Below are 20,365 nucleotides of genomic sequence, written 5' to 3' on the forward strand. Positions count from 1 at the left end.
TAAACTGAGAAGCTTATGAAAAATTACCTTCTTCTTTTTGCCACGGCCTTGGCCTTAGCCAGCTGTGCCGGTACTAAACAAAGCACCAGCACTACTACCGCGCATACAGGCATCAACCCCAATGAAAACCGCGAGGAGAAAAGCCCGGCCGGTGAGACCATCTTAATTGGCCCCACTACGCGCGTGGCCTTTGACCAGGCGCCGCACAGCAACTGGTTTCACCCCACGTACCAGCGGTACACGCCCAATGCCAAGATCATGGAAGAGCTGACGCCTCTGCTGGAGACCGTCACCTTTAAGGCCTTTGTAGGCAGCTGGTGCATTGACACCCAGCGCGACCTGCCCCGCTTCTTTAAGGTATTGGACATGGGCCGCGTGCCGCTTACCAAGCTGCAGATGTATAGCCTGCGTGAGGACAGAACCAGCCCTACCGGCGAGGAGAAGCCCTATAACATCACCGCGGTGCCTACCTTCATCGTGTATAACAAAGACGGCAAAGAGCTGGGCAGAATTGTAGAAGTAGCCTACCCTACCATTGAAATGCAGCTACTCAACATCATCAAAGGCACAGAGAAGAAGTAACCTCTGGGCTACAGATAACAAGAGGAGGAAGAACAGCGGTGACATGCTGGCTCTTCCGCCTCTTTTCGTTTACCACGCTTTGTCCTTATCCGTTTTTGGCCTGATTTGGCCAAAACAGACCAAAACCAAAGCGGCCTGCCTTCTAACAAGATGGGCAGGCCGCTTTGGTTTATCACTTGGTAAGAAAGGGATTAGTGCAAAGGTCTGCGCTTGATCATGCCGCCCTCTGTGTCATCAATGCTGTGCTGGAAGATGAAGGCGTTGGGGTCCAAGAGTTTTACCTCGTTCTTAAGGTCTAATAGCTCAAAGCGCGTCACCACGGTAAAGACAATGTCAATGTCTACGTTGGTGCTACCCCGCTTGCCAAAACCGCGCTTGCCCTGATAAATAGTCACGCCGCGCCCCAGCTTCTCTGTGACGGCCTGCCGTATCTTTTCACTGTGCTCAGACACAATGGTGACACCCGTATACTGCTCAATACCTTGTATAAAGAAGTCAATCATCTTAGAGGCGGCAAAGTACGTGAGGATGGAATAAAGCGCCGTCTCAGTGCCTAGCACCAACATGGCAGACAAGAAGATGAGAATGTTGAGCAGCAAAATCAAATCACTCACCTTTAACGGGTAGCTTTTGCTCACCACCAGGGCCGCAATCTCTGTACCGTCCAACACCGCGCCGCCGCGCATGGCCAGACCAATGCCAGAGCCAATGAACACGCCCCCAAAGATGGCTGTCAATAAGGTGTCATGGGTCACCTCCGGAAACTCAATGAACACCAACGCCAGGGACAGCCCAGAAATGGCCGCTGCACTCTTCAAGGTAAATCGCATACCCATCTGCTTGTAGCCCAACACAATGAACGGCAGATTAATAACCAGGATGAGAGCGGCCAGCGGCAAACCAAACGCCACCGAAAGCAGCATGGAAATGCCCGTCACGCCCCCGTCAATGAGGTGACTGGACAACAAGAAACCCTTTAAGCCAAACGCCGCCGAAAGAATGCCTAATACAATGAGAATGAAGTTTTTGATAGTGTTACTGAGGTTGTTGACGTTTTGATCCATTGGGGAATAAAAAGAGGGTGCTAATGGCCAAATCAAGGCTATTCACAAGCAGACGTAGCTAGACTGGTTAAAGATGCGAAATTAAAAAGACAACATTTTCTTTCTTTTAGCTCAACAAAGGCAAAAACGCCCTCTCAGGCAGGCTTGCCACGGTAGGCGCCGGTATCTTGAAAGATAGCAGCCCGTTTTCAGCCTGTTTTCTGGAAACCAGACCAAAAACGAAATCGATTTCTTGAGGGTTTAGGCTATTTTTGCATTTTATTTGCCTGTCACCCATGAGCCTATCCCCTTCCCTACCGTATTCGCGTCGCACCTACCGGGTGGCAGTGGGCTTCCTGTTCTTTCTGCTGGGCCTTTGTTTTGCCAGTTGGGGCTCCCGCATTCCCAGCATTCAGGCCAACCTACATCTCTCAGAAGCCCAGCTGGGCCTCATTCTGTTTTCATTGCCGGTGGGCCTGATGCTGTCGCTGCCGTTCACGGGCTGGTTGATTCCCAGGGTAGGCAGCCGAAACGCCGTGACGGTAGGCCTGTTGTTTTACAGCCTGGTACTGGTATCCATTGGTCTGGCTGAGACCACGTTTCAATTAGTGATAGCGCTGTTCTTCTTCGGGTTTGGGAGCAACATGGCCAACATTGCCGTGAACACCCAGGCCGTGGGCGTGGAGAACATGTACCGCAAGTCCATCATGGCGTCTTTCCATGGCTTATGGAGCTTGGCAGGCTTTACGGGCGCGGCCATTGGCACGTTCATGATTGGCGCCAACGTTATTCCCTTCCATCATTTTCTGCTCATCCTGGCCATGGTGGTAGTAGGCGTGGCGGTTTGCTTCAGGTATATTTTACCCCAGGATGATACGCCCAAAGAGAAGCAGCCGCTGTTTGTAATGCCAGACAAATCCTTGGTAGTGCTGGGCATGATTGCCTTCTGCTCGCTTATCTGTGAGGGGGCCATGTTTGATTGGAGCGGCATCTACTTTAAGAAAGTGGTGGGCGCTGAAAAGGCCTGGGTAGCCGCCGGCTATACTGCCTTCATGAGCACCATGGCCGGGACCCGCTTCATTGCCGACTGGCTCACCACCAAACTGGGCCTCCAGAAAGTCTTAGTCTTGAGCGGCTCACTCACCGCAGTTGGCCTGATGGTAGCCGTTTTGTTCCCGTACTTAGTGACAGCCATTATTGGGTTCTTGCTGGTGGGCATGGGCGTGAGTGCAGTGGTGCCCTTGGTGTACGGTGAGGCGGGCAGATCCAAGACCATGTCTCCCAGTACCGGTCTGGCCGCGGTGACCACCATTGGGTTTGCCGGTTTTTTAGTGGGTCCGCCGTTGATTGGGCTGGTAGCCGGCATGAGCAACCTGCGCATCTCCTTCGCGCTCATTGCCGTCATGGGCGTTACGGTGGCAGTCCTTTCCTCCAGAGCCAAAATGGAGTAAACACCCGTTTTTAGCCTGTTTCCAGTAAAATACGCCAAAAACAGCTTTCCTTTATTTCGTCTTATGTCCTTAAAAGGGTCTGCGCATGAAGTGAAGATAGAAGAAGCCAAAACCACACTTTCTTACACTTAGCGCCTACTATTCATAATAAAAAAAGCCTGCAGCCCACGTAGGCTTTTTTTTATTGCTGTGCTTTTTAATTTCAGGCTATTTTCCGTAAAACACACTAAAAACAGAAACACCTAAATGCATAATTCGCCCATGTTTCATTCATAAATAAAATATTTTTTCAATTTTAAAATCCAGTGGTAGAAGCGGCCTCGTAAGTGAAGCATTACAACACCAAAGCAATCTACCTCATTATGAAAAAGTCTATTGTATTTTTCGCGTTGGCAGGAGTTTCTTTCTTTGCCATTGACGCCTCAGCCCAAACCACTTCTAAAACCAAGATGGACAAGACCACTGGTATGGAGAAGAAAGAAGGAGTGCTGGTGGGCGGCGCCATGATGGTGCCTTCTAAAAACATCGTCACCAACGCCCTGGGCTCTAGCGACCACACTACCCTGGTAGCCGCCGTAAAGGCCGCCGGCCTGGTAGAAACCTTAATGGGACCCGGTCCTTTCACGGTATTTGCCCCTACCAACGCTGCTTTTGAAAAACTGCCTGCCGGCACGGTAGAGTCGCTTTTACTGCCAGAAAACAAGGCTAAACTAACGTCTGTGCTTACCTACCACGTTGTGCCCGGCAGACTGCAGGCCAAAGACTTAAAGAACGGACAGAAACTAAAAACTGTAAATGGAGCCACCCTAACTGTTACCCGCAAGGGCAACATGGTCATGATTGACGGTGCTACGGTTTCTATTGCAGACGTAATCTCTAGCAACGGCGTGACCCACGTAATTGATGCTGTAGTTTTACCTACTATGTAAACTTTGACAGATTTACATATGCATAAAAATCAGCCTGCTTTTAGTGGGCTGATTTTTTATATACATCCTATAATCATTACCCTTATCACGCAATTTAATAGCTAATTATTTACCATATTCAAACATTAGCGCAAATAAACTGTTTAGCTATTTTCTTAAATAAAACACGTATTAAACCACTTATTTAACTACACGCTTAGCACCTATTAACAGCTCACATTAAATCCTGGAATGCTTGCCTTCTTGTCTTGAGTTTATGGCGGGGAGCAGGGACTGGTGCTTGCCTGGTTCTAAATACAGTACAAGACCTTAAATATTCTTTAAAAACGGGCAGAGTAAATCTTCATTTTGCCGTACTTACTCCAAGAATTCTCGTTTAAAGCCGTGTATGCACTCCCAAGAATACCAGATAAGCGTTTCCACGTTTCCGTTTAAGGCGCTTTTCAGCCTTGTTCCTATCATCACTTACTGGCAAAATGAGCAATCTGGCTGCCGTAGTAGCTTTTCTCTCTGCTCTGATGAAATAAAGCGCCAATTGAAGGCCGCCCCAGAATTATTGCAGCCCATAGAGGATTTAAGCGTTTTAGAGAAGCACCACTGCCTCATAGACTTGCTCATGACGGCCATTTTTCCGCCGGCCACGCAAGAAGTGGAGGCCATTGGCACCGTGGGCCCCTTGTATGACGCCAGCTTCTACTACACAGACCTGTTTAAGCAGATCATCCTCAATGACCACAACCACCTCAAGCGCCCGCTCAACATAGATGAGAACCGCATGCTGTTTAACCGCGTGCGCATGATCTATTTTCTGGTGCTGGAGAAGTTTTACGGTGTGCAGGTACCCCATGAGGAGTTCCTGATCTACACCGTGCCAGACTACCAACTGGGCTTGTACCGCCACTTCAATGTGGAGATTAACACCCAGTTCCTGGAGATAAACGCGTTGCACACGCTCCCAGAGCTAGCTGAGTCTGACATCCAGTTTCTGTTAGACAACATCCGGGACATGGACACTTGGATGCAGGCCCTTCCGCCAGAGCTGTTTGAGATAAGCGGCTTTTACACCTTGCACCTGGTAGACGTGACCGTGCAGGAAGTACTGTCTTCACTTAAAAACGACCTCTTGGAACGGGACGTGATGCTGGCCCCAGACCGGTTTGAGCAGCTCCAGGAAAAAGTGCGCATCTTCTTTAAGCGTCCGCACTTGCAGCTGGGCGTGGCGGCCTTCCATAAGAATAGGAGCACGTTTGTCAACTTCGGGAATAAGATCAACCACAGCTTTTTGTTGCAGAGTGACCCAGACAGCAGCAGCTACGCCGGTTTCAAGTCCATCTATGACAACCTGGTGCGGGACGGCAAACCCCTGGTGATTAAAGACGTGTCTGTCACGCAGATGCTGCCAGACGGCGTGCGCGAAGAAATGCTGGGCATGGGCATTAAAAACATCATACTGGCCCTGTTGCGCTACGGCGACGAACCCATTGGCATTCTGGAACTGGGCTCGCCTAACCCCGGCGACCTGGATAACTTCTCCCTGGCCAAAATGGACCAGTTCCTGCCCTTGTTTGCGGTGGCGGTGAACAGAAACTCAGAAGAAGTTGAGTCACGCGTGCAGGCGGTCATCCGGGAGAAGTTCACGGCCATCCATCCGGTCCTGGAATGGCGCTTTAGAGAAGCCGCACTCAACATGCTCAACCGAGCCAACCAAACCAACGGACCCGTAGAGATGGAGCCCATTGTGTTCCCAGACGTGTACCCTTTGTATGCGGTGGCAGACGTGCGCAGTTCCAGCACAGAAAGAAACACCGCCATTCAAGGCGATTTAGCCGAGCATTTGCACCTGGCCGAGCGCATTCTCAAGAAAGCCATTGAAGTGCACACCCTGCCTATTTTGGACGAGCTGCGCTTCTCCGTGTCCAAGCATCTGCGCCAATTGAAAAAAGGTGTGCTTTTGCAGGACGGCATCTTGATCTTTGAGATGCTGCGCACGCAGGTAGAACCCATGTTCACGTTTCTGGAGGCCACGCATGAAGACTTAATTCCCTTCATCCAGAACTACCGCAACGCCATGGATCCGCAGCTAGGCATCCTGTACAAGCGTAGAAAAGCCTTTGAAGAAAGTCTTACCCTCATCAATGAAACGGTCTCTAAGTACATTGAGGAAGAAGAGCTCAAAGCGCAGGAGATGTACCCGCATTATTTTGAGAAGTTCAAGACAGACGGCGTAGAGTTCAACATCTACGTGGGCTCATCACTAGAGGAGAAACAGCCCTTTGACATCATGTTCCTGCGCAACCTGCGCCTCTGGCAGCTCATGGTCATGTGTGAAGTGACGCGTCTCACTGCCGCCTTAAAACCGCAGCTAGAAGTGCCCTTAGAAACCACACAGCTGATCTTGATGCACAGTCAGCCGCTGGCCATCCGGTTCAGGCAGGACGAGCGTAAATTTGACGTGGACGGCGCCTACAACATACGCTATGAGATTGTCAAAAAGCGGGTAGACAAAGCCTACGTGCGCGGTACGGATGAACGCCTCACCCAGCCTGGCAAGATTGCCATTGTCTACTCCCAGGCCCGCGAAGCCAATGAGTACCTGGAGTACGTGGAGTACCTGCAGAACAAGAACATTCTCACCGATGACGTAGAACAACTAGAAATTGAAGACCTGCAAGGCGTAAGCGGCCTAAAAGCCCTGCGCGTGAAAGTGAAGTGTTAGTTTTAGTGATTGAGAGAATGAATGATTGAAAACCCGTTTTTTGCCTGATTCCTGAAAAATAGCCCAAAAACGCCATGCCCAACAGCCACAGAATTCATCTGGTACAAGGAGACATCACCAAGGTACACACAGAAGCCATTGTCAACGCGGCCAACAGTAGCTTGCTGGGCGGCGGCGGTGTAGACGGGGCCATCCATAGGGCTGGCGGCCCCGCCATCTTAGAAGCGTGCCGTGCCATTGTAGCCAGACAGGGCGGCTGCAACACCGGCGAGGCGGTCATTACCACGGGGGGCAACCTGCCTGCCAACTATGTCATCCACACGGTAGGGCCGGTTTGGCAAGGAGGATCCAAGGGAGAACCAGAACTGCTGGCCAATTGCTACAGAAACTCCTTACTGCTGGCCGCGCAAAACGGCGTCAAGTCCATTGCTTTTCCTAACATCAGCACGGGGGTATATGGCTATCCCAAAGACCAGGCAGCCAAAATAGCGGTTGAGACCGTGCAAGCCTATCTGCAACAACATGCCTTTCCTCAAGAAGTATCTTTTGTAGTGTTTGACGCAGACAACCTGGCCTTGTATCAGAAGCTCCTCAAAAAAACTGACTAGGCCGCCAACCAAAGCTTTTCGTTGACTTTTGCTGAGATTTGGTTTTTGACCTGTTTCCAAGAAAATAAGCCAAAAACGGTCGCACCACCCTCATAAACCCTTGATTATAAAAAATGTATAGTTAGCTCTTTATTGTTCACTGCTACCTGCCCCCTATGTTTCATTCTCTCTGGAAGGCCTCTTCTGAGATGTGCTCGTCGCTCACCTCTTCTTCTACTTTGCGGCCCATGCGTTTCTGTACTTTTTTGAGCAGGTTAATGGCCAGAATAAGCCAGAAGAACCCCGCTCCCCAACCGGCCAGCACATCAGAGGCATAGTGCACGTTTAAATACACCCGGCTAAACCCAATCAGCAGGATCCAGATGGCAAACAGCGCGCTGAGCGACCAGCGCAGCCACCCACGCTCTAGGTTGGTCCAAATCAAATACAAGAGCAAGCCCCAGAAAGCGCCCCCAATCATGGCATGTCCGCTAGGGAAACTGTTGCCGCCCTGCTCTAGAAACGCCGTCTCGGGTCTGGGTCTGCCAAAAAGCCATTTCATGGTCTGGTTGAACAAGGTGGTGGTGGCGGCAATAGAGATGATCTTGAGCGCGTAGAACCGCCATTTCTGAAAGATGAAGAAGAACAGCGCCAAGCCCAGAGACCCAAAAATCAAGAAATACTTAGACCCGAAGAACGTGACAAAGTACATGGCGTCCGTGAGCTCTGGCGTGGTAAAGTCCCCCACAAAGGCAAAGGCAGCCTGGTCCAGCGCCTTTTCCTGCTCTACAAAGACTTTGGTCACCATCCAGAAAAACAACAGCGCACAGCCCACAAACACCAGCCAGATTAACAGCACCTGGATAGACAAGGCGGCAACCAACGCGCCTATTCTTCTGGCCCAATGTTCTTTTTTAGTTTCTGGTGGCAGCATGTACAACGGCTAGAATGATTGAATATGCCCTACGCTGGGGCTACGGTATCCAGCTATATACGCACCTTGCGGCAGAAGGCTTCTAGCGGCAAACGAAAATCCGGTCTAAGAATCCAGACGTATTTGCGGTTTCGTATATGTAGCATGAGGCACTTGGTACACTTTCTATGTTCAGACTTGGCGGGCCGGGCAGATTACCTGCTCACACATGGCAGGTTTCTGATGCTCAGCACCGAGCAGGACCAGGAAGTGCGCCTATACTGGACCCGTTATTTCTTGGCCGAAGTCTATTTCTGCAAAACCCACCACAGAACCGAGAAGATTGTAGCGCTCACAGATCACGCCGGCCTGGAACGCTACGTGGCCCACCTCAACGTTACTCAGCTTTTGCCCAGCAACTTCTAACCGCAAGAAAACCTGCATCTTACCACCACATCATCTAAAAACAAAAAGCCGACCTCCTAAGAGATCGGCTTTCTTTTTGTGCGCTGGGGGAGACTCGAACTCCCACACCCGAAGGCGCTGCCACCTGAAGACAGTGCGTCTACCAATTTCGCCACCAGCGCAACAAATGTCCCCTGCTTTGCCACAGGGAGCACAAAGGTAATAGTTTCTGAAAACCTACAAAGCCTGCGGGCCCACATTTTCAAAAGATTTTTAGGCTAGGCCACGGGCAGTTCGCCGTCTACCACCACAGGGTTGAGGGTGCGCTTGGAGTACTTCTCAATGACGCGCAGCAGGCGCACGGCCAGAATCACCCAGCCCAGTCCGGCGGCCAGGCCGGCCAGCACGTCTGTGGCATAGTGCACGTGCAAATACACCCGGCTAAACCCAATGAACATGATAAGGACACTCAAGAAGCCAATCAATGACCAGCGCACCACCTCGTTCTTCACGTTGTTGTACACCAGGTAGATCAAGAGGCCATAGAAAGACGCACTGATCATGGCGTGGCCGCTGGGAAAGCTCAACCCATATGAATCCACTAAATGCGGAATAAGGGGCCTGGGCCGGTTGAACAGGTATTTGAGCAACAAATTAAGCGAAATACTGCCCACGGCGATGACCGGCACTTTCAAGGAATACCACTTATGCTTTTTCACGAACAGGAAATAGGCAATGAGCATGAGCGCCGCCCCCGTGATAAAGTGCCTGGAGGCCAGAAACGTGACGCCCTTGATAAGTTCTGTCAGAAAGGTGCTGTTGATGCTGTCTGCCCAGGCAAAGGCGCGCCGGTCAAATCCCAGCTCGTGGCCGGGCAGCACTTCTTTGGCCAACCAGAAGAACACCACCAGGCACAGCAGAAACACTACCCAAATGACTACCAGCTCCAAGGTAAACAACGCAGAGGAGGCCAGGAATTTTCTTATTCGTTTTGTCATAGTAGCAGAGAGGTTCTGGGCTTTCGTTTTCGGGCTCTTTTCTAAAAATCAGGCCAAAAACAAAGCCAACCCCTAGAATACGTGCATCTGGACGGTACGTTGGCCCATGGCGTTCAACAGGCAACCCCCGGCGGCAAAAGGGAGTATGTTTTGGCAACGCCATCTACCTTGCCCATGAAACAGAAAGACCTTACCCCGCTGGTGCTCAAACTGAAAGACCGTAACCTTACCCTGGCCTTTGCAGAGAGCTGTACCGCTGGCAGCCTGGCCGCCGAAATCACCAAGGCCACCGGCACCAACGGCGTCTTTCTGGGCAGCATGGTCACCTATGACGAGGCCGTCAAGCAGAAGGTGCTCAAGGTCAAGAAGAAAACCCTGGACCTCTACACCGCCGAAAGCCAGCAAGTCACCAATGAAATGGTGCTGGGCCTGCACAGCCTACTGAAAGCCGACGTCTGCATTGCCGTGACGGGTCTCTTTGGCGGGGGCGCCTCAGAGACGGTAGAGAAACCGGTGGGCACGGTCTTCGTGTCCCTCCTTTTCCAGAAGAAGGTAGAAGAGTACCGCGAGGTGTTCAAAGGCACGCCAGAGAAAATGCGCGAGCAGACCGTGGCGTTCATCTTTCAGAAGCTCCATGACACCATGGAACGCCATTTTCTGCATGATTGATGGGGGTTGATTGGTTTTTGATGGATAGCTAATTGAATGCTCTGCTACAGGGCATGTGTTGGCTTTTCCTGCCGTAGTATGTGTTATCACGGCCGCCGTGGTTGGTGCCCTTACCCACCACCTTTACTAACCAACGGCTACGCTGTTCGGGATTTCTAATCCCGAACTACTCTGTCGGGGATTTCCAATCCCCTGAGGCATGTGCCTCACCCTGCGTATGCCCAGTCTATGCTACCGTCTGTTGTTGTTGTTGTTGTTGTTGTTGTTGTTGTTGTTGTTGTTGTTGTTGTTGCATAAGACCAACTTACGCCGTTGTTGGTGTTCTCACCAACGACCACTACTGCTTCACCAGCCGCCTTTCACTGAAATAAGGCTTTGGTGCACGCCTTTGGCTGTTCCCTTGGCAATGCCGTTGGCTCCGGTGCGCACTACCTTTCTTGTTGCATTTTGTCTGAAAAGCGCTCAAGGCCGCGGGGCCTCGTCTTGCCCCTTCGCACTGCTGTTGTACTCTGGGCCTTTGGCCCCGCCTTTCAGGCGACGAAACAACAGAGGCGCTCAGGACCAAGACTGGTTCTGGTTCCATTCTGCTCAGGCTTGTTGGTTGATTCTGGTGGTTGGAGGTAACTCCTGTCTCTGTCGCTGCAGAGTCATGCGTGCTAAGGCACGGTTGTAACTATCTGCTTGCACGGGGCCATGGTTCAAGTCTTTGACTTGGACCCATGATGGCGGGCAGTTTTCAACTGCCCTGAAGCGCTGGCTTAAGGCTACGCATTCCGTCCCCCTTCGGAGGGGGTAGGGGGAGGACAGGTGCTCCTTCAGACTTATGACTCAAAACTCAGGACTAGACAAGTAGCGTACGGCAGGACCTGCGAGCGTCTGTGCCATTGTCCTCACCATCTGCAGAATCCTCCTAAAGAGAAAGATAAGGTATATCCACCTCAGACAAGCACCACTACAGAATGGCTATTGGGGCGAGGTGGAGAGGCATCTGACCATCACCTCAAGGCTAGGCCTTTTTTCCTGTCATCGTTTTTGGCTTACTTTAGAGAAAACAGCCCAAAAACAGCTTCCTCTTTTGCCTATGCCGCAGCAACGCGCTTCTCCAGACTTTAACCTGATCGCTCCCGTGTATGATGGGTTGGCTCAGTTGGTCTACGGGAAAGCGCAACAGCGGGCCCAGCAGCATTTCCTGTCCTCCATCCCTCAAGGTGCCCGTGTGCTAGTGGTAGGCGGCGGCACGGGCTGGATTCTGACAGAACTATTGAGAACTGTTCAGCCGGCTCACATCCTTTATGTAGAAGCTTCAGAGAAAATGCTGGGCAAGGCCAGGGCCAGATGGCACCAAGGACCAAACTCTGCCAGCAATTTGGTTGAATTCAGGCTGGGCACAGAAGCTGACCTGTTACCGCAAGAGAAGTTCCACGTGGTGATGACGCCGTTCGTGCTGGACTTGTTCTCTACCCCAGAAGCCCGCCAGATGATGCAGAAGCTAAATACGCACTTACTCCCTGATGGGCTTTGGCTGCACACAGATTTTCAAGTGGCCCAAGAGATGTGGAGAAGGCTCTGGCAAAAGCCCATGCTGTGGGGCATGTACACGTTCTTCGGCTGGGTGAGCCATCTCTCGGCCCAGAAACTGCCGCCGTTCAAGCTGCTCTTTAATGAATTGGGATTGGTATTAGAGGATGAGGCTTTCTTTTACAGCCGTTTCCTCTGCGCACAGAAATACAGACAGCCCAAGGCTTAAAATCAGGGTGGCGCGCTATAGCAATCCTGTGTAACTTGAGGCGTAAATCTACGCTTCTATGAAAAAGAGCATCTGTGCCGCGGTAGCGGTCGCTATCTGGGGCTTCACCTCTCCTGCCCTGGCCCAACAGCAAATTAAATATACCGTCTCCTTTGAAAACGCGGTGCACCATGAGGCACAGATCCAAGCCGTTTTCCAAGGCGTGAAAACGCCGGTGCTGGAAGTGCGCATGAGCCGGTCTTCGCCGGGCCGCTATGCCCTGCATGAGTTTGCCAAGAACGTATACAGCGTGCAGGCCTTTGACAGCCAGGGCAAACCCCTTGCTATTACCAGGCCCAACCTGCACCAATGGAACGTGTCTGGCCATGACGGCACGGTACGCATGACCTACACCCTCTTCGCAGATAGGCCGGACGGCACCTACGCCGGCGTAGACAACAGCCACGCCAAGTTAAATGCGCCCGCCACCTTCATGTACGCCCACGGTTTTGAGCAGGCTCCGGCTATTGTAGAATTCAAAACCAACGGTGACAAAACGCAGTGGACGGCGGCTACGCAGTTAAAACCAGAACAGGAGGGCAAACTGACGTTCACGGCGCCCAACTTCCAATACCTCATGGACAGCCCCACCGAACTGGCCAATTTGCAATGGCGCGAGTGGAACATAGACGAGAAAGGCCGCTCCCAGAAAATACGCATTGCCATGCACCACCAGGGCACCGAGCAGGAACTGGACGATTACACCACCAAGGCCAAACGTCTGGTGACCCAAGCACAAGCCGTGTTTGGCGAGCTTCCTACGTTTGACTACGGCACGTACACCTTCCTGTCCTGCTACATGCCCGGCACACCCGGCGACGGCATGGAACACCGCAACTCTACCAGCATCACCAGCTCGCGGCCTCTGCGCACCGGCATGAGCGGCAACCTGGGCACTTTGGCACATGAGTTCTTCCATGCCTGGAACGTGGAGCGCATCAGGCCTAAAAGCCTGGAGCCGTTCAACTTTGCAGATGCCAACATGAGCGGGGAGCTTTGGCTGGCCGAAGGCTTCACCAATTACTACACAGACCTGCTTATGCACCGTGCCGGCGTCATCTCTGCAGATGAATACCTGCAAGCCGCGGCAGATGAAGTGGGATACGTTATCTACGCACCAGGCAAAAACTATTTCTCACCAGTAGAGATGAGCCAGCAAGCCCCGTTTGTAGACGCGTCCCGTTCGGTAGACCCGGTCAACAGGCACAATACGTTTATCTCTTACTACACCTTTGGCAGTGCCGTGGGTTTTGGGTTGGACTTGACGTTGCGCACCAAGTTTCAGGGCGTGACCTTAGATGACTACATGCGCCTGCTGTGGCAACGCCATGGCAAGCCAGAGAAACCGTACACCCTGCCAGAGTTAGAACTGGCGCTGGCTGATCTGACCAAAGACCCCGGCTTCGCAAAGGACTTCTTTCAACAGCATGTGTATGGCAAAGCATTGATGCCGTATGAGACCTTAGCCAAGAACATGGGCGTGGCCCTGCGCAGTGCGCACCCTGGCAAGGCCGTTCTGCACATGGAGCAACTACAGTTTGCCAATGACCAGGCTACCCTCATGAGCGGCACGCACATTGGCAGTCCTTTGTACAAGGCCGGTCTGGATAGAGAAGACGTATTAGTGGCCGTCAACGGTAAAAAACTGAAAGACCAGAAAACGCTCAACGAGGTACTGGCTAAGTTAAAACCGGGTCAAACCGTACAAGTAGACGTAGAGCAAAAAGGAGTTAAAAAGCAGGTGGCCGTCACCTTGATGCAAGACCCTAAGATTGAGATGGTGCTGTTGGAGAAAACCGGACAATCGGTAGCGCCAGAGGTGAAAGCCCGCCGAGAGGCCTGGCTGGGCAGCAAGACGGTTCAGTAGGACGTTCGTTTTTGGTCTACTTACTGAAAAACAGGCCAAAAACGATGTTCACGTTTAGGCAATTTTACAAGCTTATTTCGTTAGATTTGTAGAAACCCCGTTGGGTGTCAATGCTATGACTAAAAAGATAACTCTATATACTGCGCTGTTTACTGCCTTTTTACTGGGTGGTACAAGTGCGCAGGCGCAAGACCTTACGCATCTGCCAGAGGTAAGCAGCCAAGCGGCCGTGACCACCACTACTAAAGCAGACTCTGTTCAAGCCATTGCTTCGCCTAAATTCTCTTGGGTAAGTTACAGCCTGTCTGCGGGAGCGGCATTTAGTAACTTTGGGTCTGCCTCTTACCTGGAGCCGAGGGTGCAATACCATGTCACACCCAGGTTTAGCGTGTTTAGCAGTCTGATGATGGTGCAGGCTTGGGGCGGTCCCGCTATTTCTTCTGCCCAACATGAAGGGGGAGCTTCTCATTCTGTGATGGGAGATCCGGCTTCGCGCTCTTATCTGTTGCACGTGGGCGGCTCATATGCCATGTCTGAGAAGCTTTTGCTTTCTGGCAGCGTCTGGAAGAACATAGGCCCTACCTCGCCGGCACGCTATATGGCCAATCCGTTTACTTATGGCGGCTATCCGCAGCAAGGTTTCAATTTTCAGGCCCAGTACCAGTTGGCGCCTAACGTGACCATCTCGGGGGGTGTGCGGTACGGAAGCGGCAATACTGGCTATTTTGGAGCGCCGGGTGCTTTTTACAACAACGGCTCTGCTTTTGGCAATCCTTTTTAAGCCAAACTTAAATCCTCTTTCCCGGATAGTTATTATCCATGAAGCTCCTCCACGGCAAGACCTGGAGGAGTTTTTTGTTGGCGAGCCACCGGTAGTAGCAAAGCCTATCACTAAGCATGGTATGGTTTTTTGGTTATATTTGTCCTTAGGCCCTTGTTCATCTTAGGCCGATTCACGCTCCAACCTTGACTAAGCTATGTCATCAACGCTCATCTTAGGGATTATTTCTGCCTACTTCTGTGTGCTCATTTTAATCTCCTTCCTGACCAGTAAAAAAGGCGAATCTACAGACAGCTTCTTCCTGGCCAATAGACAGTCGCCGTGGTATGTGGTGGCTTTTGGCATGATTGGCACCTCCTTGTCTGGGGTGACGTTCATCTCCATACCGGGCATGGTAGAAAAGGCGCAGTTCTCTTACCTGCAGCTCATTTTTGGCAACATGCTGGGTTATTTTGTGGTGGCCCTGGTCCTAATGCCCTTGTACTACCGGCTTAATCTGGTTTCTATCTATACGTACCTAGAAGAGCGTTTCGGGTTCTGGTCTTACAAAACCGGGGCGGCGTTCTTTCTGCTATCCCGCACGCTAGGCGCCTCTATTAGAATGTTTCTGGTGGCGGGCGTGTTGCAACTGGCGGTGTTTGATGAGATGGGCGTACCGTTTGAGGTGTCTGTGGCTATTACCATTGCTCTGATCTGGGTGTACACGTTTAGGGGCGGCATGAAAACCATCATCTGGACCGACACCTTCCAGACGCTGGCCATGCTCTTATGCGTGGGCATTAGCATTTCCATGATCTCTAATGAGCTCAACCTGTCTTTCTCTGGCATGGTAGACACCATCAGTGACAGCAAGTACTCTCAGGTGTTTTTCTGGGACGTGAAAGATCCGCGCTACTTCTTTAAGCAGTTCTTCTCTGGCGCTTTCATCTCTATTGTGATGGTGGGTCTGGACCAGGACATGATGCAGAAGAACCTAAGCTGTAAAAACCTGAAGGAGGCCCAAAAGAACATGTTCACGTTCACGGTCATCATCATGATTGTAAACATCCTGTTCCTGAGCCTGGGGGCGTTGTTGTATCTGTACGCGGGGGCCAAAGGCATTGGTCTGCCTGCCAAAGGCGATGACGTGTTCCCGTTCCTGGCCTTGAACTATTTCTCTTCTTTTGCGGGCATTGCGTTTATCTTGGGCATCACGGCCATCACCTATGCCTCTGCAGACTCTGCCCTGACGGCCTTGACCACCTCCTTCTGCGTGGACTTTCTGGATTTCAAGAACCGCCCCGAGACAGAGCGCATCCGGTTGAAGAACTGGGTACACTTAGGCTTCTCGGTCTTTATGGGCCTCATCATCATTGCGTTTAAGTATTTGAACAATGAGAGCGTGGTGCAGGCGGTGTTCAAAGTGGCCGGTTACACCTATGGGCCGTTGCTAGGCTTGTACGCCTTTGGGGTGTTTACCCGTCTGGCCGTGCGTGACCGTCTTACCCCCGTGGTGTGCGTGCTGGCTCCTATCTTAACGTATATCATCAGCTCTAATTCTGTGCAATGGCTCTGGGGTTATGAGTTTGGGTTTGAGGTCTTGATCTTGAACGGCGCGTTGACCTTCTTAGGCCTGCTTTCCATCTCTTACAAAAAGACTGAGTTCATAGACACCTTGGCTGACTCTTAGATTTGTCCTTTTACCAGGGCTTCGTTTTTGGCCTGTTTTCTGGAAAACAGGCCAAAAACGAAGCCCTGGTTCTTTTACAAAGCGCTCAAATCTCCTTTACCTTTGCGGCAAGCCGACGGCGTTATTGTTGGTTAAAATCTTCCTTCGTTCACAGCATACATGTCACCCATTCTAATCCTTGGCATTATTGCCGCTTACTTTTGTCTGTTGCTGGGCGTCTCCTTTCTAACCAGCAAGCAAGGCGAGTCTACCAACAGCTTCTTTCTGGCCAACCGGCAATCGCCGTGGTATGTGGTAGCCTTCGGGATGATTGGGACAACGCTGTCTGGAATCACCTTTGTGTCAATACCGGGGATGGTACAGAAGGCGCAGTTCACGTATTTGCAGTTGGTATTGGGCTACGTGTTGGGCTATCTGGTGATTGCCACCGTATTGTTGCCATTGTACTACCGGTTGCAAAGCGTTTCTATCTACACCTACCTGGAGCAACGGCTGGGGAAATGGTCCTACAGATCAGGCTCGGCGTTCTTTCTATTGTCCAGGACTTTGAGCGCCTCATTACGATTGTACCTGGTGGCGGGCGTGCTTCAATTGGCGGTGTTTGACCCGCTGGGCATTCCGTTTGGCGTGTCGGTGTGCTTGACCATTGGGTTTATCTGGCTGTACACGTTTAGAGGCGGAATGAAGACCATCATCTGGACGGACACGCTGCAAACCACGGCCATGTTGGTGTGCCTGGGCATTAGCATCTACCTTATCTCTACAGAATTAGGCCTCTCTTTCAAGGGGTTGTTTTCTATTGTAGCAGACAGTCCTTATTCTAAGGTATTTGACTGGGAAGTGAATTCGCCCAGTTACTTCTGGAAGCAGGTGGTCTCTGGCGCGTTCATCACCATCGTGATGACGGGACTGGACCAGGACATGATGCAGAAGAACCTGAGCTGCCGCACCTTAGGCGAGTCGCAAAAGAACATGGGTTGGTTTACCGTCATTCTAGTTCTGGTCAATGTGCTTTTCCTGGGCTTGGGAGCGCTGCTGTATCTGTATGCGGGCACCAAGGGAATTGCTCTGCCAGAGAAGGGAGATGACGTATTCCCGTTCCTGGCGCTTACTCATTTCTCTGCCCTGGCGGTCGTTGCGTTCATTCTGGGCATTACGGCCATCACCTATGCCTCAGCAGATTCTGCCTTGACGGCTTTGACCACGGCTTTCTGCGTAGACTTTCTTTCTTTTAAAGACAGGCCAGAACAGCAGCGCATTCACCTCAAGAACAGAGTGCACCTGGGCTTCTCCCTGTTACTGATTGTGTTCATCTTGTTGTTTAGGGCCTCTCAGAATGAAAGCCTGATCCTGCTGCTCTTTAAGATTACGGGGTATACCTATGGCCCGCTGTTGGGGCTTTTTGCTTTTGGTTTGCTGACCAAGCGCGCGGTAAAGGACCGTTTGGTGCCAATTATCTGCCTATTGGCTCCGGTTCTCACGTATGTATTGGCGGCTAATTCTAAGGAGTGGCTGGGCGGCTATGAGTTTGGCTTTGAGGTCTTACTGCTCAACGGGCTGCTGGCATTTTTTGGATTATGGCTGGCCTCCTCTTCTTCTACTGAGAAAACCTCTCTGCGGCCCAGATAACTAGACTGTGGCAAATCAACAGGAATCTCTACCTTTGCAAGTTGCTGACGCTGGAGGGCTGGTTCGTTTTTGGCCTACTTTCTAGAAAACACCCCGAAAACGGTTGTTCAGCAACCCCAATTTTTTTACTTTTTAGTATTACATGGCAAAACGCGGATTTGGGCCAAGCGCGGCTACAGGACCTGAGACAGAAGGCAAGGCAAAGCTGAACAAAGAAAACCTTCGTCGGGGTTTGAGCATCTTTCGGTTTGTACTCCCTTACAAGCGCAATTTCATCATAGGGCTCACGTTTCTGCTGTTCTCCAGTTTAACCTTTATGGCGTTTCCGGCTTTGACGGGCATTCTGCTGGACGCTGCCGTGGGCAATGCCAAGTTCTTCACGCAAGACTTAGACATCATTGCGCTTTTGTTGTTTGCCGTCATTCTCTTGCAGGGCATCTTCTCTTTTTGCAGGGTCTACTTTTTTGCGCAGGTAAGCGAGAACTCCATCGCAGATATTAGAAGAAGTTTGTATTCCAGGTTCATGGGCCTGCCCATCACTTTTTATGAGCAGCGCCGCGTGGGTGAGATTACCAGCCGCATTACCTCAGATGTGAGCTACATCCAGGACGGCTTCTCCATCACGCTGGCAGAACTGTTCAGACAAATCACCACCTTGCTAGTAGGCATTGGGTTTATCATGTACATCTCCGTGAAACTCTCTTTGTTCATGCTGGCCACGTTCCCGCTGCTGATCATTCTGGCCATGGTGTTTGGAAAGCGACTTAAGAAACTTTCCAGAAAGACGCAGGATCAACTGGCCACCACCAACGTGATTGTAGAAGAGACCTTGCAAGCCATACAAGTGGTGAAGGCGTTTACCAATGAGCTGTTTGAGATTAAAAGATACGGCAACGCACTGAGCAAATCTGTAAAAACGGCCATCAGTACGTCTTTCTACCGGGGCGCTTTTATCTCCTTTATTATAGTGGGATTGTTTGGCGGCATCATTCTGGTGATTTGGTACGGTGCCACCCTGGTGCAACGCGGCGAACTGACCATTGGCCAATTAACGTCCTTTATCTTATACACTACCTTTATTGGGGCCTCGGTGGCTGGATTGGGCGATTTATATGCCAAAGTGCAGGTTTCCATTGGGGCCTCTGAGCGTATTCTGGAGATTCTGGAGCAGGAAACTGAACAGCCAGAACTAGAGATGACCACGCCTACCCAATTACGCTTGAACGGACACGTCTCTTACAACCACGTGGGCTTCTCCTACCCTACCCGTCCAGACCTGGCGGTTTTGCAGAACATCCATTTTGAGATTGAAGCCGGCGAGAAGATAGCCTTGGTGGGGCCTAGTGGCGCAGGCAAGTCTACCATTGTACAGCTGCTCATGAAGTTCTATGCCGTTGACCAGGGTGCCATCTCTGTAGACGGCAGAAACATCTCTTCTTTACCTTTGCATGAGCTACGGCATAACATAGGCATTGTGCCACAAGAGATTCTGTTGTTTGGTGGTACTATTAGAGAGAACATTGCCTACGGCCGGCCAGACGCCTCTGAAGAAGAGATTTGGGAGGCCGCGCAGAAAGCCAATGCGCTGCAGTTTATCCAGTCGTTCCCAGAGGCTTTTGACACCGTGGTGGGCGAGCGCGGCATCAAGCTGTCTGGCGGTCAGCGCCAGCGCGTGGCCATTGCCCGGGCCATTTTAAAGAACCCGGCCGTTCTCATTCTAGATGAGGCCACCAGCTCCCTTGACTCTGAATCTGAGAAATTAGTACAGGAGGCCATGGATGAATTAATGAAGAACCGCACCACCATTATCATTGCCCACAGACTGGCAACCATCAGAAAAGTAGACAAGATTCTGGTAATTGATAAGGGACAGATTGCAGAGCAAGGAACCCATGACCAACTTTCCTCTGACCCTAACGGCATGTATACCAATCTACTACGCCTGCAGTTTGACCACCGGTAAGACAAGCGCCTTTTAGTTAAAGCCTTAATTAAACATAATGTATTATGTTTAATTAAGGCTTTTTAATTTTTAATTGTTGCTAACTATTCGCTTTTTAATTCGTTTAATTAAACTGTCAATTCCACTAATAATATTTTACCTAATTATTTAGAATTAAATCCCCAATTCTCAAATAAACATTATGTAAAATACAAATTCAAAACAGGTGGCACAGGGTATTGACGCGCTCCTCTCCTCTCTTTTGCTCTGCCTCCCGGCAAAGCCTTGCATAAGACATAACTAAGATTGCATTATACCTTACTAATTCTATTCTACCCATATTTAATTGCAGGCCATTCTGCAGCAATAGTGCAAAAACCAAATATTACCTGTCACGC

General features: G+C 51.0%; 16 protein-coding genes and 1 tRNA gene. 13 read left to right on the top strand and 4 right to left on the bottom strand.

All coding sequences use genetic code 11. The annotated features are described in order from the left end of the window. The first annotated feature begins 15 nt into the window (after positions 1 to 15). A complete protein-coding gene (locus tag ABD880_RS08875) occupies positions 16 to 582 on the top strand; it encodes a TlpA family protein disulfide reductase (protein WP_345164774.1) in 567 nt (188 codons plus the stop codon). A gap of 191 nt (positions 583 to 773) precedes the next feature. Here ABD880_RS08875 and ABD880_RS08880 read toward each other — a convergent pair whose 3' ends face one another. Continuing rightward, positions 774 to 1,646, bottom strand: coding sequence for a YitT family protein (locus tag ABD880_RS08880; protein WP_345164776.1), 873 nt, complete (start codon positions 1,644 to 1,646; stop codon positions 774 to 776). A 275-nt stretch (positions 1,647 to 1,921) separates the two neighbouring features. On the opposite strand from ABD880_RS08880, the gene ABD880_RS08885 reads away from it, so the two are divergent. From ABD880_RS08885 to ABD880_RS08900, 4 genes are all read left to right on the top strand, one after another. Beyond that, the gene (locus ABD880_RS08885) at positions 1,922 to 3,076 is read left to right on the top strand and encodes an MFS transporter (RefSeq protein ID WP_345164778.1); all 1,155 of its coding nucleotides are present in this window, start codon (positions 1,922 to 1,924) and stop codon (positions 3,074 to 3,076) included. Between the two features lie 449 nt (positions 3,077 to 3,525). Then, complete coding sequence (locus tag ABD880_RS08890) at positions 3,526 to 4,005, top strand: fasciclin domain-containing protein (protein WP_425575835.1); 480 nt, start codon at positions 3,526 to 3,528, stop codon at positions 4,003 to 4,005. Between the two features lie 388 nt (positions 4,006 to 4,393). Next, positions 4,394 to 6,721 (top strand): GAF domain-containing protein, encoded by a 2,328-nt coding sequence (locus ABD880_RS08895; protein WP_345164781.1) that lies wholly within the window; start codon positions 4,394 to 4,396, stop codon positions 6,719 to 6,721. A gap of 74 nt (positions 6,722 to 6,795) precedes the next feature. Then, positions 6,796 to 7,329 carry an O-acetyl-ADP-ribose deacetylase gene (locus ABD880_RS08900; protein WP_345164783.1) on the top strand — a complete coding sequence of 178 codons (534 nt, stop codon included), beginning with the start codon at positions 6,796 to 6,798 and terminating at the stop codon, positions 7,327 to 7,329. A gap of 160 nt (positions 7,330 to 7,489) precedes the next feature. On the opposite strand, the gene ABD880_RS08905 is transcribed toward ABD880_RS08900, so the two are convergent. Then, the gene (locus ABD880_RS08905; protein ID WP_345164785.1) at positions 7,490 to 8,242 is read right to left on the bottom strand and encodes a phosphatase PAP2 family protein; all 753 of its coding nucleotides are present in this window, start codon (positions 8,240 to 8,242) and stop codon (positions 7,490 to 7,492) included. A gap of 144 nt (positions 8,243 to 8,386) precedes the next feature. Here ABD880_RS08905 and ABD880_RS08910 point away from each other — a divergent pair, with 144 nt between their 5' ends. Next, positions 8,387 to 8,647, top strand: coding sequence for a hypothetical protein (locus ABD880_RS08910; RefSeq protein WP_345164787.1), 261 nt, complete (start codon positions 8,387 to 8,389; stop codon positions 8,645 to 8,647). 79 nt (positions 8,648 to 8,726) lie between these two features. Here the strand turns inward: ABD880_RS08910 and ABD880_RS08915 are convergent. Both ABD880_RS08915 and ABD880_RS08920 read right to left on the bottom strand, forming a co-directional pair. Next, positions 8,727 to 8,808: transfer RNA gene (locus ABD880_RS08915), tRNA-Leu, on the bottom strand. Between the two features lie 96 nt (positions 8,809 to 8,904). Further along, complete coding sequence (locus ABD880_RS08920) at positions 8,905 to 9,624, bottom strand: phosphatase PAP2 family protein (RefSeq protein WP_345164789.1); 720 nt, start codon at positions 9,622 to 9,624, stop codon at positions 8,905 to 8,907. A gap of 174 nt (positions 9,625 to 9,798) precedes the next feature. Here ABD880_RS08920 and ABD880_RS08925 point away from each other — a divergent pair, with 174 nt between their 5' ends. The 7 genes from ABD880_RS08925 (at position 9,799) to ABD880_RS08955 (ending at position 19,988) form a co-directional block, all read left to right on the top strand. After that, positions 9,799 to 10,293 (top strand): CinA family protein, encoded by a 495-nt coding sequence (locus ABD880_RS08925; protein WP_345164791.1) that lies wholly within the window; start codon positions 9,799 to 9,801, stop codon positions 10,291 to 10,293. Positions 10,294 to 11,374: 1,081 nt separating this feature from the next. Further along, on the top strand, positions 11,375 to 12,040 hold the full coding sequence (locus tag ABD880_RS08930; RefSeq protein WP_345164793.1) for a class I SAM-dependent methyltransferase: 666 nt from the start codon (positions 11,375 to 11,377) through the stop codon (positions 12,038 to 12,040). A 58-nt stretch (positions 12,041 to 12,098) separates the two neighbouring features. Further along, a complete protein-coding gene (locus ABD880_RS08935; RefSeq protein ID WP_345164795.1) occupies positions 12,099 to 13,946 on the top strand; it encodes a M61 family metallopeptidase in 1,848 nt (615 codons plus the stop codon). 115 nt (positions 13,947 to 14,061) lie between these two features. Continuing rightward, positions 14,062 to 14,727 (top strand): hypothetical protein, encoded by a 666-nt coding sequence (locus ABD880_RS08940; protein WP_345164797.1) that lies wholly within the window; start codon positions 14,062 to 14,064, stop codon positions 14,725 to 14,727. A gap of 196 nt (positions 14,728 to 14,923) precedes the next feature. After that, positions 14,924 to 16,396, top strand: a complete 1,473-nt coding sequence (locus ABD880_RS08945) for a sodium:solute symporter (RefSeq protein ID WP_345164799.1) — start codon at positions 14,924 to 14,926, stop codon at positions 16,394 to 16,396. Between the two features lie 159 nt (positions 16,397 to 16,555). Continuing rightward, positions 16,556 to 18,025 carry a sodium:solute symporter gene (locus ABD880_RS08950; RefSeq protein ID WP_345164801.1) on the top strand — a complete coding sequence of 490 codons (1,470 nt, stop codon included), beginning with the start codon at positions 16,556 to 16,558 and terminating at the stop codon, positions 18,023 to 18,025. Between the two features lie 142 nt (positions 18,026 to 18,167). Next, positions 18,168 to 19,988, top strand: coding sequence for an ABC transporter ATP-binding protein (locus tag ABD880_RS08955; RefSeq protein WP_345164803.1), 1,821 nt, complete (start codon positions 18,168 to 18,170; stop codon positions 19,986 to 19,988). Positions 19,989 to 20,365: the final 377 nt, after the last annotated feature.

This window comes from Nibribacter koreensis, from assembly GCF_039541795.1.
Classification (GTDB): Bacteria; Bacteroidota; Bacteroidia; order Cytophagales; family Hymenobacteraceae; genus Nibribacter; species Nibribacter koreensis.

What these genes read in the sequence shown, in the direction of transcription:
- ABD880_RS08875 (WP_345164774.1), top strand. Translation starts at nt 16, where the DNA reads ATGAAAAATTACCTTCTTCTTTTTGCCACGGCCTTGGCCTTAGCCAGC.
- ABD880_RS08880 (WP_345164776.1), bottom strand. Translation starts at nt 1,646, where the DNA reads ATGGATCAAAACGTCAACAACCTCAGTAACACTATCAAAAACTTCATT.
- ABD880_RS08885 (WP_345164778.1), top strand. Translation starts at nt 1,922, where the DNA reads ATGAGCCTATCCCCTTCCCTACCGTATTCGCGTCGCACCTACCGGGTG.
- ABD880_RS08890 (WP_425575835.1), top strand. Translation starts at nt 3,526, where the DNA reads ATGGACAAGACCACTGGTATGGAGAAGAAAGAAGGAGTGCTGGTGGGC.
- ABD880_RS08895 (WP_345164781.1), top strand. Translation starts at nt 4,394, where the DNA reads ATGCACTCCCAAGAATACCAGATAAGCGTTTCCACGTTTCCGTTTAAG.
- ABD880_RS08900 (WP_345164783.1), top strand. Translation starts at nt 6,796, where the DNA reads ATGCCCAACAGCCACAGAATTCATCTGGTACAAGGAGACATCACCAAG.
- ABD880_RS08905 (WP_345164785.1), bottom strand. Translation starts at nt 8,242, where the DNA reads ATGCTGCCACCAGAAACTAAAAAAGAACATTGGGCCAGAAGAATAGGC.
- ABD880_RS08910 (WP_345164787.1), top strand. Translation starts at nt 8,387, where the DNA reads ATGAGGCACTTGGTACACTTTCTATGTTCAGACTTGGCGGGCCGGGCA.
- ABD880_RS08920 (WP_345164789.1), bottom strand. Translation starts at nt 9,624, where the DNA reads ATGACAAAACGAATAAGAAAATTCCTGGCCTCCTCTGCGTTGTTTACC.
- ABD880_RS08925 (WP_345164791.1), top strand. Translation starts at nt 9,799, where the DNA reads ATGAAACAGAAAGACCTTACCCCGCTGGTGCTCAAACTGAAAGACCGT.
- ABD880_RS08930 (WP_345164793.1), top strand. Translation starts at nt 11,375, where the DNA reads ATGCCGCAGCAACGCGCTTCTCCAGACTTTAACCTGATCGCTCCCGTG.
- ABD880_RS08935 (WP_345164795.1), top strand. Translation starts at nt 12,099, where the DNA reads ATGAAAAAGAGCATCTGTGCCGCGGTAGCGGTCGCTATCTGGGGCTTC.
- ABD880_RS08940 (WP_345164797.1), top strand. Translation starts at nt 14,062, where the DNA reads ATGACTAAAAAGATAACTCTATATACTGCGCTGTTTACTGCCTTTTTA.
- ABD880_RS08945 (WP_345164799.1), top strand. Translation starts at nt 14,924, where the DNA reads ATGTCATCAACGCTCATCTTAGGGATTATTTCTGCCTACTTCTGTGTG.
- ABD880_RS08950 (WP_345164801.1), top strand. Translation starts at nt 16,556, where the DNA reads ATGTCACCCATTCTAATCCTTGGCATTATTGCCGCTTACTTTTGTCTG.
- ABD880_RS08955 (WP_345164803.1), top strand. Translation starts at nt 18,168, where the DNA reads ATGGCAAAACGCGGATTTGGGCCAAGCGCGGCTACAGGACCTGAGACA.